Source organism: Pseudomonas sp. GP01-A4, from assembly GCF_058780865.1.
This window is the reverse complement of record NZ_JBYSWF010000005.1, coordinates 73,534-89,634: the sequence shown is the minus strand read 5'-3', so window position 1 is coordinate 89,634 and position 16,101 is coordinate 73,534. Positions and strand designations below refer to the sequence as shown.

13 protein-coding genes and 1 riboswitch are annotated in these 16,101 nt (G+C 61.8%); of the genes, 11 read left to right on the top strand and 2 right to left on the bottom strand.

Translation table 11 applies throughout. The annotated features are described in order from the left end of the window. Nucleotides 1-4: 4 nt before the first annotated feature. Nucleotides 5-1,282, top strand: coding sequence for a lipid IV(A) 3-deoxy-D-manno-octulosonic acid transferase (waaA, locus tag AC3WKX_RS05415; protein WP_102367970.1), 1,278 nt, complete (start codon nucleotides 5-7; stop codon nucleotides 1,280-1,282). Nucleotides 1,283-1,404: 122 nt separating this feature from the next. Here waaA and AC3WKX_RS05410 read toward each other — a convergent pair whose 3' ends face one another. Further along, on the bottom strand, nucleotides 1,405-2,844 hold the full coding sequence (locus AC3WKX_RS05410) for a TolC family outer membrane protein (protein WP_102604279.1): 1,440 nt from the start codon (nucleotides 2,842-2,844) through the stop codon (nucleotides 1,405-1,407). A 196-nt stretch (nucleotides 2,845-3,040) separates the two neighbouring features. Further along, nucleotides 3,041-3,146, top strand: a riboswitch (TPP riboswitch). A gap of 145 nt (nucleotides 3,147-3,291) precedes the next feature. Between AC3WKX_RS05410 and thiC the strand changes: the two genes are divergently transcribed. Together thiC and cytX are read left to right on the top strand one after the other, a co-directional pair. Next, nucleotides 3,292-5,196: a phosphomethylpyrimidine synthase ThiC gene (thiC, locus tag AC3WKX_RS05405; RefSeq protein ID WP_008439122.1), complete on the top strand. Its 1,905-nt coding sequence runs from the start codon at nucleotides 3,292-3,294 to the stop codon at nucleotides 5,194-5,196. A gap of 189 nt (nucleotides 5,197-5,385) precedes the next feature. Beyond that, nucleotides 5,386-6,675: a putative hydroxymethylpyrimidine transporter CytX gene (gene cytX / locus AC3WKX_RS05400; RefSeq protein ID WP_102604278.1), complete on the top strand. Its 1,290-nt coding sequence runs from the start codon at nucleotides 5,386-5,388 to the stop codon at nucleotides 6,673-6,675. Here cytX and AC3WKX_RS05395 read toward each other — a convergent pair. Further along, a complete protein-coding gene (locus AC3WKX_RS05395) occupies nucleotides 6,644-7,390 on the bottom strand; it encodes an RsiV family protein (RefSeq protein ID WP_087692488.1) in 747 nt (248 codons plus the stop codon). The genes cytX and AC3WKX_RS05395 overlap by 32 nt on opposite strands. A gap of 211 nt (nucleotides 7,391-7,601) precedes the next feature. Here AC3WKX_RS05395 and AC3WKX_RS05390 point away from each other — a divergent pair, with 211 nt between their 5' ends. The 8 genes from AC3WKX_RS05390 to parC all read left to right on the top strand — a co-directional run bounded on the left by AC3WKX_RS05390 (nucleotide 7,602) and on the right by parC (nucleotide 15,978). After that, nucleotides 7,602-8,219, top strand: a complete 618-nt coding sequence (locus tag AC3WKX_RS05390; RefSeq protein ID WP_003209505.1) for an NUDIX domain-containing protein — start codon at nucleotides 7,602-7,604, stop codon at nucleotides 8,217-8,219. Further along, on the top strand, nucleotides 8,210-8,659 hold the full coding sequence (locus AC3WKX_RS05385) for a DUF1249 domain-containing protein (RefSeq protein WP_003209507.1): 450 nt from the start codon (nucleotides 8,210-8,212) through the stop codon (nucleotides 8,657-8,659). Before AC3WKX_RS05390 ends, AC3WKX_RS05385 begins: the two co-directional genes overlap by 10 nt. A gap of 99 nt (nucleotides 8,660-8,758) precedes the next feature. After that, nucleotides 8,759-9,574 carry a 3',5'-cyclic-AMP phosphodiesterase gene (gene cpdA / locus AC3WKX_RS05380; protein WP_008439120.1) on the top strand — a complete coding sequence of 272 codons (816 nt, stop codon included), beginning with the start codon at nucleotides 8,759-8,761 and terminating at the stop codon, nucleotides 9,572-9,574. A gap of 49 nt (nucleotides 9,575-9,623) precedes the next feature. Further along, nucleotides 9,624-10,232: a YqiA/YcfP family alpha/beta fold hydrolase gene (locus AC3WKX_RS05375; RefSeq protein ID WP_102604277.1), complete on the top strand. Its 609-nt coding sequence runs from the start codon at nucleotides 9,624-9,626 to the stop codon at nucleotides 10,230-10,232. 44 nt (nucleotides 10,233-10,276) lie between these two features. Continuing rightward, on the top strand, nucleotides 10,277-12,181 hold the full coding sequence (gene parE, locus AC3WKX_RS05370) for a DNA topoisomerase IV subunit B (protein WP_003209518.1): 1,905 nt from the start codon (nucleotides 10,277-10,279) through the stop codon (nucleotides 12,179-12,181). Next, nucleotides 12,181-13,185: an esterase-like activity of phytase family protein gene (locus tag AC3WKX_RS05365; protein WP_102604276.1), complete on the top strand. Its 1,005-nt coding sequence runs from the start codon at nucleotides 12,181-12,183 to the stop codon at nucleotides 13,183-13,185. The genes parE and AC3WKX_RS05365 overlap by 1 nt, the downstream gene beginning before the upstream one ends. Then, on the top strand, nucleotides 13,182-13,703 hold the full coding sequence (locus tag AC3WKX_RS05360) for a retropepsin-like aspartic protease family protein (RefSeq protein WP_008439113.1): 522 nt from the start codon (nucleotides 13,182-13,184) through the stop codon (nucleotides 13,701-13,703). Before AC3WKX_RS05365 ends, AC3WKX_RS05360 begins: the two co-directional genes overlap by 4 nt. 10 nt (nucleotides 13,704-13,713) lie before the next feature. Next, nucleotides 13,714-15,978, top strand: a complete 2,265-nt coding sequence (parC, locus tag AC3WKX_RS05355) for a DNA topoisomerase IV subunit A (RefSeq protein ID WP_003217539.1) — start codon at nucleotides 13,714-13,716, stop codon at nucleotides 15,976-15,978. Nucleotides 15,979-16,101 lie beyond the last annotated feature (123 nt).

Here is a 16,101-nt window from a genome sequence, read left to right as displayed (position 1 = left end):
CGCCATGAATAGAACTCTCTACAGCTGTCTGTTTTACCTGGCGCTGCCGTTGGTGGCTTTACGTCTGTGGCTGCGGGCCCGCAAAGCGCCTGCTTACGCGAAGCGCGTGGGTGAACGCTTCTCCTGGGGCTTGCCGGTGATGCAACCCGGCGGGATCTGGGTGCATGCGGTGTCGGTGGGCGAAAGCATCGCCGCTGCGCCGATGATTCGCGGGCTGCTGGAACGTTATCCACAGCTGCCGATCACCGTCACCTGCATGACGCCTACTGGTTCCGAGCGCATCCAGGCGTTGTTCGCCAACGAGCCGCGCATCCAGCACTGCTACCTGCCGTACGATTTGCCCTGTGCGGCCAAGCGGTTTCTCGATCGTGTGCAGCCGAAACTGGCGGTGATCATGGAGACCGAACTGTGGCCCAACCATATTCACCAGTGCGCCAAACGCGGGATTCCCGTGGCATTGGCCAACGCGCGGCTGTCGGCTCGCTCGGCCAAGGGCTACGGGCGTTTCGCCAGGCTGACCGCGCCGATGCTGGCGGAAATGAGCCTGTTCGCCGTCCAGACCGAAACCGAGGCCGAGCGTTTTCGCAGCCTGGGTGCACGGCCCGAGACTGTCGAAGTCACCGGCTCGATCAAGTTCGACCTGGCCATCGACCCGCAACTGCTGGCGCTCGCCGCCGCGTTGCGTGAACAGTGGCACGCCAGTGAACGCCCGGTGTGGATCGCCGCCAGCACCCACGAAGGCGAAGACGAAGTGGTGCTCGCTGCCCATCGCCAGTTGCTTGCCAGTTATCCCAATGCGTTGCTGATCCTGGTGCCGCGCCATCAGGAGCGCTTCAACCCGATGTTCGAGCTGTGCCAGCAACAGGGTTTCGCCACGGTGCGTCGCTCCAGCGGCGAGGCGGTGACGGCGCAAACCTCGGTGCTGCTGGGCGACACCATGGGCGAGTTGCTGTTTCTGTATGCCCTGGCCGACAGCGCTTTTGTCGGCGGTAGCCTGGTTGCCACGGGCGGGCATAACCCGTTGGAGCCGGCGGCCTTGGCCAAGCCGGTGATCTGCGGGCCCCACGTGTTCAACTTCCTGGAAATCAGCGCAATGATGCGCGACGCCGGCGCGTTGCAGGAAGTGGACGATGCCGAGGGTTTGGCGGTGGCGGTGCAGCGTTTGTTCGAGCTGCCGCAGGACGCGCAGAAGATGGGGCAGGCGGGGCTGGCGGTGATGCGCGCCAATCAGGGGGCATTGAAGCGTTTGCTGGACGGATTGGGCAGACTGCTTAACGTCTAACAACACAAATCAAATGTGGGAGCGGGCTTGCTCGCGAATGCGCAGTGTCAGTCAGCGAATAAGTCGACTGATACACCGCTTTCGCGAGCAAGCCCGCTCCCACATTGGGTTAACGGGCGGTCTTAGTAACCCGGGTTAGCCTTCAGCTGCGCCGCGGCGGCCTTGGCCAGGTCCGGCGGCAGGAAGTCCTTGTCCGGGTTGTAGTCGGCCTTCAGGTAACGCGCCAGATCCTGCAAGTCCCCCGGGTTCAACGTGCCCGCCGCCTGCTTCAAGCGCAGGTTGTCGAGGATGTAGTCGTAGCGGCTGTTGTTGTAGTTGCGCACCGAGGTGTACAGCTGGCGCTGGGCGTCCAGCACATCGACGATATTGCGCGTGCCCACCTGGTAACCGATTTCCGTGGCTTCCACCGCGCTCTGGTTGGAGATGATCGACTGGCGGCGCGCCTGTACCTGCTCCACATCGGTGTTCACCGCGCGGTGCAGGTTGCGGGTGTTTTCCACCACCTGGCGACGCAGGCCTTCGCGCTGCTGCTCGGTCTGCCCCAGGCGGGAATAGGATTCGCGCACTTGCGAGCTGGTCAGGCCGCCGCTGTATAGCGGGATGCTCAACTGCAAGCCTACGGTGCGTTGCGACACGTCACCGTGATACGGCTGGCCAAAGGCGCTCGGGTTGCTGAAGCCCAGGGCGTCGTTGTCACCTTTTTCATATTGCGCCACGGCATCCAGCGTCGGCGCGTGGCCGGCCTTGCGTTGCTTGAGGGTTTCTTCGGCGGCGGTGACGGCATAGTTGCTGGCCAGCAGGTTCAGGTTCTGGCGGCCGGCGGTTTCGACCCAGGCCTTGGCGTCGTTCGGCGCCGGTGGCAGCACCGGCAGCGTGTGGACGATGCCCTGGATCGAGTTGTACTGGCGGTTGGTCAGGGTGATCAGCGCTTCGAAGGCGTCGTCCACCTGGCGCTGGGCCAGGATGCGATTGGCCCGTGCGGTGTCGTAGCTGGCCTGGGATTGCAGCACGTCGGTCTTGTCCGACAGGCCGACGTCAAAGCGTTCGTTGGACTGGTCCAGTTGGCGTTTGAACGCGGCTTCTTCGGCCTTGGTGGACGCCAGGTTGTCCTGGGCCCGCAGCACGGCGAAGTAGTTTTCGGCGCTTTGCAGGATCAGGTTCTGTTCGGTGGCCGAGAGTTGCAGCGCGGCCTGCTCGTTGACGGCTTCAGCGGCTTGCAGCTGGAACCAGCGATCAGCGCGGAACAGCGGCTGGCTCAAGGTCGCGCGCCAGGAATGGGCGTCGCGGTTGACCGTGGCGGCGGGCTGGTCCAGCTGGGTGCGCACATTGTTGATGTCGGCACCGGCCGACAGGTTCGGCAGCAACCCGGCGCGGGCCTGGGGCACCACTTCTTTCTGCGCGCCGTATTGGGCGCGGGCGGCGGCCAGGTCGGCGTTGTTGTCCACCGCTTCCTGGTAGACGCTGACCAGGTCGGTTTTGGTCGTCAGGGGCGCTTCAGCTGCCCAGACCAGTCCGTTGGTCGCACAAGACACGGCAAGAGCCAGTGAAAGTTTGCGCAGCATGAGGCGATCCCTAGAATAAATATTACAGCGATAATTTGGAGCCCAAGGCTAAGGCGGCCCATTCCTGGCGTCAAGACCTCAGGCAGTCACCGAGTGTAGTGGCGCTATCACGGCACAACAATCCTGTAATTACGCCATTCATCACGATGAATGCACCGCCGTTGGCAATTTGCCTGCTCCATGGTCTAGACTGGCCGCGTTCTTGTCGGGGTGCCTTGTTGGAAGGCTGAGATCGGTAAATACCGGATCCCGTTGAACCTGATCAGGTTAGCGCCTGCGTAGGGAACAAGATTTCTCGTCACCCGGCGAGTCCTCTTGTGCTTCGTCCGGGATGTTGTTCGACAATCGAACAGCCCGTGCGCCAAGCACAGCACTGTCACAGTGCGTCCATCCGTCACAGGTTCACTCCGACAAAAATCCACCGCCTGGATAGTTGGAGAGCCCGTGATGAGCATCGAATTAAAAAGCCAAAAATCAAAAAACACCGTGCACTTGAGTGAATCGGCCAAGGTCGACTCCGGTTCCGTGCAGCCGTTTACCCGCTCGCAAAAAATCTACGTCCAGGGCACCCGTCCGGATATCCGCGTGCCGATGCGTGAAGTCAGTCTCGACGTGACCCCCACCGACTTCGGCGGCGAAATCAATGCGCCCGTAGTGGTCTACGACACCTCAGGCCCCTACACCGACCCGAACGTGATCATCGACGTGCGCAAAGGCCTGGGCGATGTGCGCTCGCCGTGGATCGAATCCCGCGGCGACACTGAGCGCCTGTCGGGCTTGAGCTCGCACTTCGGTCAGCAGCGCCTGAGCGATGCCGAGCTGACCGCGCTGCGTTTTGCCCACGTGAAAAACCCGCGCCGTGCCAAGGCCGGGGCCAACGTCACCCAGATGCACTACGCCCGCAAAGGCATCATCACCGCCGAGATGGAATACGTCGCCATCCGCGAAAACATGAAGCTGGAAGAGGCCCGCGCCGCCGGCCTGCTGGACCAGCAACACGCCGGCCACAGCTTCGGTGCCAGCGTGCCGAAAATCATCACCCCGGAATTTGTGCGCGAAGAAATCGCCCGTGGCCGCGCGATCATCCCGGCCAACATCAACCACACCGAACTGGAACCGATGATCATCGGCCGTAACTTCCTGGTGAAGATCAACGGCAACATCGGCAACAGCGCCCTGGGTTCGTCCATCGAAGAAGAAGTGGCGAAACTGACGTGGGGCATTCGCTGGGGTTCGGACACGGTGATGGACCTGTCCACCGGCAAGCACATCCATGAAACCCGCGAGTGGATCATCCGCAACTCGCCGGTGCCGATCGGTACCGTGCCGATCTACCAGGCCCTGGAAAAAGTCGGCGGCGCCGCTGAAGACCTGACCTGGGAGCTGTTCCGCGACACCCTGATCGAACAGGCCGAGCAGGGCGTCGACTACTTCACCATCCACGCCGGCGTATTGCTGCGCTATGTACCGCTGACCGCCAAGCGCGTCACCGGCATCGTGTCCCGTGGTGGTTCGATCATGGCCAAGTGGTGCCTGGCGCACCACAAAGAGAACTTCACCTACACCCATTTCGACGAAATCTGCGAAATCATGAAGGCCTACGACGTCAGCTTCTCCCTGGGAGACGGCCTGCGCCCGGGCTCGATTGCCGACGCCAACGACGCCGCGCAATTCGGCGAGCTGGAAACCCTCGGCGAGTTGACCAAGATTGCCTGGAAGCACGACGTGCAAACCATGATCGAAGGCCCGGGCCACGTGCCGATGCAGTTGATCAAGGAGAACATGGACAAGCAGCTGGAGTGCTGCGACGAAGCGCCGTTCTACACCCTCGGTCCGCTGACCACCGACATCGCCCCGGGTTATGACCACATCACTTCGGGCATCGGGGCGGCGATGATCGGCTGGTTCGGTTGCGCGATGCTCTGCTACGTCACGCCGAAGGAGCATTTGGGCCTGCCGAACAAGGACGATGTGAAGACCGGGATCATCACCTACAAGATCGCGGCCCATGCGGCGGACTTGGCCAAGGGGCATCCGGGGGCGCAGATTCGTGACAACGCGTTGAGCAAGGCGCGCTTTGAATTCCGTTGGGAGGACCAGTTCAACCTGGGCCTGGACCCGGACACGGCGCGTTCTTACCACGATGAAACCTTGCCGAAGGACTCGGCCAAGGTCGCGCATTTCTGCTCGATGTGCGGGCCGAAATTCTGCTCGATGAAGATCACCCAGGAAGTGCGTGAGTACGCGGCCAACCAGCGCATTGAAGCGGTGGATGTGGACGTGGCCAAGGGACTGGCGGAGCAGGCGGAGCGGTTCAAGCAGGAAGGTAGCCAGCTGTACAAAAAGGTCTGAATCAGAACCTGTGGCGAGGGAGCTTGCTCCCGCTGGAGTGCGCAGCGCTCCCGGAATCTGGATCGGTGTCTTGACTGACACTCATCGGTTGCAGGTTTTGGGGCGGCTTCGCCGCCCAGCGGGAGCAAGCTCCCTCGCCACAGGGGACTTTGCTGATTCAAATAATAGTGTCCCTCTGAGATAGCACCCTTGAGCATTCAACCCAGCACCTATTCCCCAGACATCGCGGTGCCCACCGACAAACGCGTCTTCGGCGCCCGCGATCTCTTTTCCCTGTGGTTCTCCCTGGGCATCGGCCTGATGGTCCTGCAAACCGGCGCACTGTTGGCGCCGGGCCTGGGCCTCTCCGGTTCCTTGCTGGCGATTTTCCTCGGCACTTTGGTCGGCGTGCTGTTGCTGGCCGCCGTCGGCGTGATCGGCAGCGACACCGGCCTGTCGTCCATGGCCGCCCTGAAACTCAGCCTCGGCACCAAGGGCGCAAGCCTGCCGGCGCTGCTGAACCTGCTGCAGCTGATCGGCTGGGGCTCGTTCGAAATCATCGTGATGCGCGACGCCGCCAGCCTGTTGGGCGCCCGCGCGTTCAGCGAAGGCAGCCTGCTGACCAGCCCATTGTTCTGGACCCTGGTATTCGGCGCCCTCGCGACCTTGCTTGCCGTCAGCGGTCCGCTGACTTTTGTGCGGCAGATCCTGCGTAAATGGGGCATCTGGCTGCTGCTGGCCGCCTGCCTGTGGCTGACCTGGAACCTGTTTGCCAAAGCCGACCTGGCCGCTCTCTGGGCCCAGGCTGGTGACGGTTCGATGCCGTTTGCCGTTGGCTTCGATATCGCGATTGCCATGCCGCTGTCCTGGCTGCCACTGATTGCCGACTACTCACGTTTCGGCAAACGCGCGAAAAACGTGTTCGGCGGCACGGCACTGGGTTTCTTCATCGGTAACTTCTGGCTGATGAGCCTTGGCGTGGCCTACACCCTGGCGTTTGCGCCGAGCGGTGAAGTGAATGCGTTGCTGCTGGCATTGGCCGGAGCCGGCCTGGGGATTCCTCTGCTGCTGATCCTGTTGGATGAATCAGAAAACGCGTTCGCCGATATTCACTCGGCGGCGGTGTCCAGCGGGATTCTGTTGCGCTTGAAAGTCGAGCACCTGGCATTGGCCATTGGCGTTATCTGCACGCTGATCGCCTGCTTTGCACCGTTGGCGCAGTACCAGAACTTCCTGCTGCTGATCGGCTCGGTGTTCGCGCCGCTGTTCGGCGTGGTGCTGGTGGATCACTTCATCCTGCGCCGTCGTGGCCATGGTGTTGCCGCCAACCTGCGCTGGCCGGCACTGCTGGCGTGGCTTGGAGGGATCAGCACCTATCACCTGTTGGCGAATCTGTACCCGGATGTCGGCGCGACCCTGCCGGCGCTGGTGCTGGCAGGGCTGTTGCACTTCATCCTGGGCCGGGCCTTCAGTGGCGTGCGGGCACCAGCTCAGGCTTGATCACGCCGGTGAGGCGCGCATAGGGGATGGTCATTTCGATCAGCCCCAATGCGTACGGCGCGATGGTGGTCACGTTGTACTTGAGCACCACGCCATTGCTGGTCAGCGCCACATTCGGGGTTTTCTGGAACGGCCAGTTCTTCACGAACTCCGGGTCACGGTCCATCTGCGAGTTGATCAGCCAGTTGTTGTGGGCGACTTTCGCGGTCTTCCAGAATGCATCTTCCTGGCCTGGCAACAGCATGTCGGTCAGGCTCAGCTCTTTGTGCAGCAGGCGTGAATAGTTGATGAAGCCGCGGCCCGGCTCGCCGTGGGCGGTGCCGGTGTCCAGGTAGCTGGACACTTCGATGATCACCAGTCCGTCATGCTGCTCACGTACCTTGGCCTGCAAGTACATGCTGTTGCGGTCCGGGGACTCACGCAAGAACTTGTCGCGGTAGGCGTTCAGGGTGGCGGGCATGGCCTGGCCAGGTGAAGTGCGGGCCATCTGCAGCAGGCGCTGTTCGATGATCTGGTCCAACTGCGGCTCGGACGGGAAGTGCACGGTATCGATATTTACCAGCGGGCAATCCGGACTGCTGCAGCCGGGTTTGATCTGCTCGGAGGCGTCGGCGGTGGTGTCCAGCGGCTTCAGGTAGGCCGGTTGGAACAGGCTCTGGCAAGCACCCAGGGTCAAGGCGATACAGGCCACGGAGGCGATTTTTAAAAGCGACATGTGTGTCCTTCATAAATCGAGGAAAGGTGAAAATGTGGAGCTTCGACTCCCGACAAGGCAGTCAGTTCGCCACTAAGCTGATTAGAGTGAGTTTGACGCCCGCCGTCTATCCCGGCAACCGGAAAGGGGCTGCATCAAGGGGCACGAGCGCGTTAGGATGGCGCGATGTCGAGGCCGCCTCGACACCGCAAGGCAATAAACGAGGGTTGATATGACGGACACAGCGAAATCGACGCCGAGCAAGGTCGAGATTGTTCAGCGCGACAATGCCTACAAGGGCTTCTACAAACTGGATCGGCTGAAACTGCGGCACGAGAAGTTTGATGGCGGCATGAGCCGTGAACTCAATCGCGAAGTCTTTGTGCGTCATGACGCCGTGTGTGTACTGCCCTACGACCCGCAGCGCGATGAAGTGGTGCTGATCGAGCAGTTTCGCGTCGGCGCCATGGGGCGTACCGACAACCCGTGGCTGATCGAAATGGTCGCCGGCCTGATCGACAAGGATGAGCAACCGGAGGAGGTTGCACACCGCGAAGCCGAGGAGGAAGCTGGCCTTACATTCTCCGCACTCTGGCCGATCACCAAGTACTTTCCGTCGCCGGGTGGCAGCACCGAATTTGTCCACTTGTTCCTGGGCCGTTGCGAAAGCGCCGGGGCCGGTGGCGTCCATGGACTGGAAGAGGAAGCCGAAGATATCCGCGTCACCGTCTGGGCCTTTGAAGATGCCCTGCAGGCGGTACGTGACGGTAAAATTTCCAACGCAGCGAGCATTATTGCCCTGCAATGGCTTGCGCTTAATCGCGCGGAAGTGAGGGGGTTATGGCAGTAAAGGCACGGGAGCGATATCGGGTTGACCTGATCGGGCTGCAAGCAGCCTGCGAGGCCAACTATGCACGGCTGATGCGGCTGCTGCCGGACATGCGCCACACCCCCGAGGCGCGGCGCATTGCCGTGACTCACGGCGACCAGATGCTCGGCGTGCTGACCCTGGAAGTGATCGTGAACTGCCCGTACACCACCACTTTGCGGGTGCGTCAGGAGCACAGCCTGCCGTGGCTGCCGGTGCCGCAGCTGGAAGTGCAGGTGTACCACGACGCACGCATGGCCGAAGTGATCAGCGCCGAACATGCACGACGCTTTCGCAGCATCTATCCTTACCCCAACGTGTTCATGCACCAACCCGATGAGAAAGCACAGCTCAATGTGTTCCTCGGTGAATGGTTGAGTCACTGCCTGGCCCTGGGCCACGAGTTCGAAGTCGTTCGATAGATGTGAACTGCGTCCGCTTCACGGGTTTCCTCTTTGTGTCCTGCCCCAGCATAATCGCCTCAAATGTCCATTCCTGTGATCACGCCCTGGGAGAACGCCTTGCCGAGCGTATCCGCCATGAACCCTGACGCTTCGGCGTTGCTGGTGCAGTTGTCCGACAGTCACCTGTTTGCCGAGGCGGACGGCGGCCTGCTGGGCATGAATACCCGCGAGAGCCTGCAACGGGTGATCGACACGGTGTTGGTGCAGCAGCCGCAGATTGATCTGGTGCTGGCCACCGGGGATTTGTCCCAGGACGGTACGCTGGAGTCGTATCAGGCGTTTCGTGACATGACGCGGCAGATTCAGGCGCCGGCGCGCTGGATCCCGGGGAATCACGATGAGCCGCAGGTGATGCTGCAAGCGGCGATCAACAGTGCGTTGCTGGAACCGGTGGTGGATGTGGGTAACTGGCGGATTACCCTGCTGGACTCGGCGGTGCCGGGCTCGGTGCCGGGGTATTTGCAGGACCAGCAACTGCAACTGTTGGCGCAATCGTTGAGTGAGGCGCCGACTCGGCATCATCTGGTGTGTTTTCACCATCATCCGGTGTCGATTGGGTGCGCTTGGATGGAGCCCATCGGTTTGCGCAATCCTGAGGCGTTGTTTGCGGTGCTGGATCGGTTTCCGCAGGTGCGGGCGGTGCTTTGGGGGCATGTGCATCAGGAAATTGACCGGGAGCGCAATGGGGTGCGTTTGTTGGCTTCGCCTTCTACCTGTATTCAGTTCGCTCCCGGGAGTGAGGATTTCAGCGTGAGTGAGCAGGCACCCGGGTATCGCTGGCTGCGGTTGCATGCCGACGGGCGGTTGGAAACCGGTGTGGAGCGGGTGCAGGGCTTCGCGTTTCAGGTGGATTACGGTAGCAACGGCTACTGAGATTTCCCTGTAAACTGCGCCTCTTTGGCAGACCCACAGAGGACCCGGAATGTCCGCATCGATCTTGTATATCCACGGTTTCAACAGCGCACCAGCCTCCAACAAGGCCAGGCAGTTGATCACCGTGATGGACAGCCTCGGTCTGGCCGACCAACTGCGCGTGCCGGCCCTGCATCACCACCCCCGCCAGGCGATCCCCCAGTTGGAGGCGGCTATCCGTGACCTCGGAAGGCCACTGCTGGTAGGCAGCTCACTCGGCGGCTACTATGCAACCCATCTTGCCGAACGCCATGGCCTCAACGCCTTGCTGGTCAACCCGGCAGTCAGCCCTCATCGGATGTTCGACGGTTACCTGGGCACCCAGAAGAACCTCTACACCGATGAGACCTGGGAGCTGACCCACGACCACGTCGCGGCCCTGGCCGAGCTGGAAGTGCCGGCGCCCCAGGACGCCCAGCGTTATCAGGTGTGGTTGCAGACCGGCGATGAAACACTGGATTATCGCCTCGCCCAGCAGTATTACCGGGCCTGTGCCTTGCGCATCCAGGCCGGTGGCGATCACGGTTACCAGGGCTTCGCCCAACAGTTACCGGCGCTGTTGAGTTTTGCCGGCATAGGCTCCGATCAGTACCAATCCTTCGATTTCACCGCATTGTGAAACCGCAGGTTACTTTTTAATCGAACGACTCACGACGAGACCCCATGGCCACTCCCAGCGCTAGCTCTTATAACGCCGACGCCATCGAAGTCCTCTCGGGCCTCGACCCGGTGCGCAAACGCCCCGGCATGTACACCGACACCAGTCGGCCGAACCACCTTGCCCAGGAAGTCATCGACAACAGCGTCGACGAAGCCTTGGCCGGGCACGCCAAGTCGGTACAAGTCATCCTTCACGCCGACCATTCCCTGGAAGTGTCCGACGACGGTCGTGGCATGCCGGTGGACATTCACCCGGAAGAGGGTGTGTCGGGCGTCGAGCTGATCCTCACCAAGCTGCACGCCGGCGGCAAGTTCTCCAACAAGAACTACCAGTTCTCCGGTGGCTTGCACGGTGTGGGTATTTCCGTGGTCAACGCCCTGTCGAACCACGTACGGGTCAAGGTCAAGCGCGACGGCAACGAGTATCAGATGACTTTCGCCGATGGCTACAAGGCCACCGACCTGGAAGTGATCGGCACCGTCGGCAAGCGCAACACCGGCACCAGCGTGTACTTCGCGCCGGACCCGAAATACTTCGATTCACCCAAATTCTCCATCAGCCGCCTCAAGCATGTGCTCAAGGCCAAGGCTGTTCTGTGCCCGGGCCTGCTGGTCAGCTTTGAAGACAAAGGCACCGGCGAAAAGGTCGAGTGGCATTACGAAGACGGCCTGCGGTCCTACCTGGAAGACTCCGTCAGCGAATTCGAGCGCCTGCCGAACGAGCCGTTCTGCGGCAGCCTGGCGGGTAATAAAGAAGCCGTGGACTGGGCCTTGTTGTGGCTGCCGGAAGGTGGCGACAGCGTCCAGGAAAGCTACGTCAACCTGATCCCGACGGCCCAGGGCGGTACCCACGTCAACGGTTTGCGCCAGGGCTTGCTGGATGCCATGCGCGAATTCTGCGAATACCGCAGCCTGCTGCCGCGCGGCGTGAAGCTGGCGCCGGAAGACGTCTGGGAGCGGATCGCGTTCGTCCTGTCGATGAAAATGCAGGAGCCGCAATTCTCCGGCCAGACCAAGGAGCGCCTGTCGTCCCGTGAGGCAGCGGCGTTTGTCTCCGGGGTGGTCAAGGATGCCTTCAGCCTGTGGCTCAACGAACACCCTGAATTGGGCCTGGCCCTGGCGGAGCTGGCGATCAACAACGCCGGCCGTCGCCTGAAGGCCAGCAAGAAAGTCGAGCGCAAGCGCATCACCCAGGGTCCGGCACTGCCGGGCAAGCTGGCGGATTGCGCCGGGCAAGACCCGATGCGTTCCGAACTGTTCCTGGTGGAAGGTGATTCTGCCGGCGGTTCCGCCAAGCAAGCGCGGGACAAGGAATTCCAGGCGATCCTGCCGCTGCGGGGCAAGATTCTCAACACCTGGGAAGTCGATGGCAGCGAAGTGCTGGCCAGCCAGGAAGTGCACAACATCGCCGTGGCCATCGGTGTCGACCCGGGCGCGGCGGACATGAGTCAGCTGCGCTACGGCAAGATCTGCATCCTCGCCGACGCCGACTCCGACGGCTTGCACATTGCGACCTTGCTCTGTGCACTGTTCGTCCAGCATTTCCGCCCGTTGGTGGATGCCGGTCACGTCTATGTCGCCATGCCGCCTTTGTACCGCATCGACTTGGGCAAGGAGATTTTCTACGCCCTGGACGAAGCCGAGCGCGATGGCATCCTCGATCGCCTGGTGGCCGAGAAGAAACGCGGCAAGCCGCAGGTCACCCGATTCAAGGGCCTGGGTGAGATGAACCCGCCGCAGCTGCGGGAAACCACCATGGACCCGAACACCCGGCGCCTGGTGCAGTTGACCCTGGAAGATTTCGCCGCTACCTCGGAAATGATGGACATGTTGCTGGCGAAGAAACGCGCGCCGGATCGCAAGAACTGGCTGGAGTCCAAGGGTAACCTGGCCGAGGTTCTGGGCTGATGCGCAGCAGTTTCGCCCTGGCGATTCTGTTGTTGAGCGGGTTGGCGACCACCTCGGCGGTCGCGGCGCCCGTGGCTGAGCTGAAGCTGTTGTCGGAACACCCGGTGGAAGGCATGCGCGGCGGCAACCTGTCGGGCCTGGCCTTATGCGGTAGCGAATTGTGGACAGTCTCCGATCGCGATGACGACCAGATCTACCGGCTCGATACCGCCGGTGACGTCTGGAAAGCAGAGAAATACGGGATTGATGTGCCGCCGGTGCCGGCGTCGGGTTTGCCCTTTGGCCTGCGCTCACGCACCAGGGCAGCTGCGTTGATTCGTGGTGGTGATCTGGATTTTGAAGGCATCAGCTGCGATGCGGCGGGTAACCGTTACATTGTCAGCGAAGCCCACGCGGCGGTTCTCAGGGTGCCTTTCTCCTCAGAACACGGTGAAACGGAGTGGCTGAAGATCGCCCCGGGCATGGTTCGCGAAGCTCGGGCCAGTGGCATGTTGCTGCACTTCAACGCGCTGTTTGAAGGCATCGTGGTGAACCCGGAAGGCAATCAAATCTGGCTCGCAGCAGAGCGTGAGCGGCGCGGGTTGATCTCCATCAAGCGCCCGCAAACCCTCTGGGATTGTGACGGCCCTTGTGTATTGCTGAGCGAGGCCGGCCAGGAGATGCAGCCGGCGCAGTTCCCGGGCGCCAAGGCGGTGTCCAAGGACTTTGCCGACCTGGCGCTGTTCAATGGCAAGCTGTTTACCCTGGAGCGCAATGCGTTTCAGGTGTGTCGCCGGGATGCGGTCACGGCCCAGGTGGAGTTGTGCTGGTCGTTTGCCGATGAAGCGCTGACGCCGAATCGGCGTTATGCCCAGGCCTATGGATTGGCCGAAGCCTTGGTGGTGGACGCTGACGGTGCCTGGATCGGCATCGACAATAACTTCGGTGCCCGCGCCGATGGCGAAAAGCGGCCGGTGGTCTATCGTTTCGCCGCCCCTGCGGGTGGCTGGAGCGCCAAGCCATGAGTGCGCAACCACCCGGCAAGCGCGCCGGGCGTGTGTTGATGTTCGTCGCGTGGGGCGCCGGCCTGTTTTTGGCGACACGATTTTTTGGGCAGTGGGAAGCGCGACAGGAAAACCCCAATGCCGTGGTGACCTCGGAGCAGCACGAGGGTTATATCGAAGTAAAACTGCTGGGCAACGGCCAAGGGCATTTTGTCGCCACTGGCCAGATCAACGGCAAGCCGGTGCAGTTCATGCTCGACACCGGGGCCACCGACGTGGCGGTTCCGGCTGAATTGGCCGACCGTCTCGGGCTTGAACGCGGCATGCCGGTTGGCGTGAGTACGGCCAACGGGCGAACCCAGGGCTTTCGGACCGAGTTGGGCCGCCTGCAACTGGGCGATATCGTCCTTCGGGACGTGCGCGCCATCGTGGTACCAGGTTTGGGCGATGAACAGGTATTGCTGGGCATGAGTGCATTGAAACAACTTGAATTTACCCAGCGCAGCGGCACTTTGCTGCTGCGCCAGACCAAACAATGATGAGGCCCGCATGAGTGACATCCTTGCAGACAGCTTAGATGGCGTTGAACGCCGGTCGCTGGCTGACTTCACCGAAAATGCCTACCTCAACTACTCCATGTACGTGATCATGGACCGTGCCTTGCCGCATATCGGCGACGGCCTGAAGCCCGTACAGCGGCGCATTATCTATGCGATGAGTGAGTTGGGCCTGGACGCTGACTCCAAGCACAAGAAGTCGGCGCGTACCGTCGGTGACGTGCTCGGTAAGTTCCACCCCCACGGCGATTCGGCGTGCTACGAAGCCATGGTGCTGATGGCCCAGCCGTTCAGCTACCGCTACACGCTGGTGGACGGCCAGGGTAACTGGGGTGCGCCGGATGATCCGAAGTCCTTCGCCGCCATGCGTTACACCGAAGCGCGTCTGTCGCGGTATTCGGAAGTGTTGCTCAGCGAACTGGGCCAGGGCACGGCCAACTGGGGCCCGAACTTTGACGGCACCCTCGACGAGCCGCTGGTGTTGCCGGCACGTTTGCCGAATATCCTGCTCAATGGCACCACGGGTATCGCCGTGGGCATGGCCACTGACGTACCGCCCCACAACCTGCGGGAAGTGGCCAGCGCCTGCGTGCGCCTGCTGGATGAGCCGAAGGCTACGGTCGAACAGCTCTGCGAGCATATCCAGGGCCCGGATTACCCGACCGAAGCAGAAATCATCACGCCTCGCGCCGACCTGCTGAAAATCTACCAGACCGGTAAAGGCTCGGTGCGCATGCGCGCCGTGTACCACATCGAAGACGGCGACATCATCGTCACCGCGCTGCCGCATCAGGTATCCGGGGCCAAGGTGCTGGAGCAGATTGCCGCGCTGATGCAGGCCAAGCCGTCGAAGCTGCCGCAAGTCGCCGACCTGCGTGACGAGTCCGACCACGAAAACCCGTGCCGCATCGTGATCATCCCGACCAACAGCCGGGTCGACCATGAAGTGCTGATGCAGCATCTGTTCGCCAGCACCGAGCTGGAGTCCAGCTATCGGGTCAACATCAACATCATTGGCCTGGACGGCAAGCCGCAGTTGAAGAACCTGCGGGCTTTGCTGGTGGAATGGCTGGAATTCCGGGTGCAGACCGTGCGTCGCCGCCTGCAATTCCGCCTGGACAAGGTCGAACGCCGCCTGCACCTGTTGGACGGCTTGCTGATCGCTTACCTCAACCTGGATGAAGTGATCCATATCATCCGTACCGCCGAGCACCCGAAGGCCGAGCTGATCGCGCGCTTCGAACTCAGCGAAATCCAGGCCGACTACATCCTCGACACCCGTCTGCGTCAGTTGGCGCGACTGGAAGAGATGAAGCTGCGGGACGAACAGGACGCGCTGCTCAAGGAACAAGCCAAGCTCCAGGCCCTGCTGGGCAGCGAGGCCAAGCTGAAGAAGCTGGTGCGCACCGAGCTGATCAAGGACGCCGAAACCTATGGCGACGACCGCCGCTCGCCGATTGTCGAGCGCGCCGAAGCCAAGGCCCTGACCGAAACCGAGCTGCTGCCCAACGAGAAAATTACCGTCGTTCTGTCGGAAAAGGGTTGGGTTCGCTCAGCCAAAGGGCATGATATTGACGCCACCGGCCTGTCTTACAAGGCTGGCGACGGTTTCAAAACCGCGGCGGCGGGGCGTTCCAACCAGTTTGCGGTGTTTATCGACTCCACCGGTCGCAGTTACTCGGTGCCGGCGCACACCTTGCCATCGGCGCGGGGTCAGGGCGAGCCATTGACCGGACGCCTGACACCGCCGCCGGGTGCGAATTTTGAGTGCGTGCTGCTGCCGGACGATGACTCGTTGTACGTCATCGCTTCCGATGCGGGCTATGGGTTCGTGGTCAAGGGTGAAGACCTGCAGGCCAAGAACAAGGCGGGCAAGGCGTTGTTGAGCCTGCCGAACAACGCCAAGGTGATCCTGCCGCGTCCGGTGGAAGACCGTGAAGGCAACTGGCTGGCGTCGGTGACCACCGAAGGGCGCCTGCTGGTGTTCAAGATCAGCGATTTGCCGCAGTTGGGCAAAGGCAAGGGCAACAAGATCATTGGTATTCCCGGGGAGCGGGTGGCCAGTCGCGAAGAGTACGTGACCGACATCGCCGTGATCCCGGAAGGCTCGACCCTGGTGTTGCAGGCCGGCAAGCGCACGTTGTCACTGCGCCCTGACGACCTCGAGCACTACAAGGGTGAGCGGGGTCGTCGTGGCAATAAACTGCCGCGCGGCTTCCAGCGAGTGGACGCTTTACTGGTGGAAACGCCCGTTTAAGGCGATATAGAGCGCCCGATCTACGATTTAACCCGTAGATCGACGCTTTCGCGCTGGAGTCATGGCGCATATTCACGGATGATATGGCCTTTCCAGCGCCGGCGTGGCTGAGCGCGTACAGGT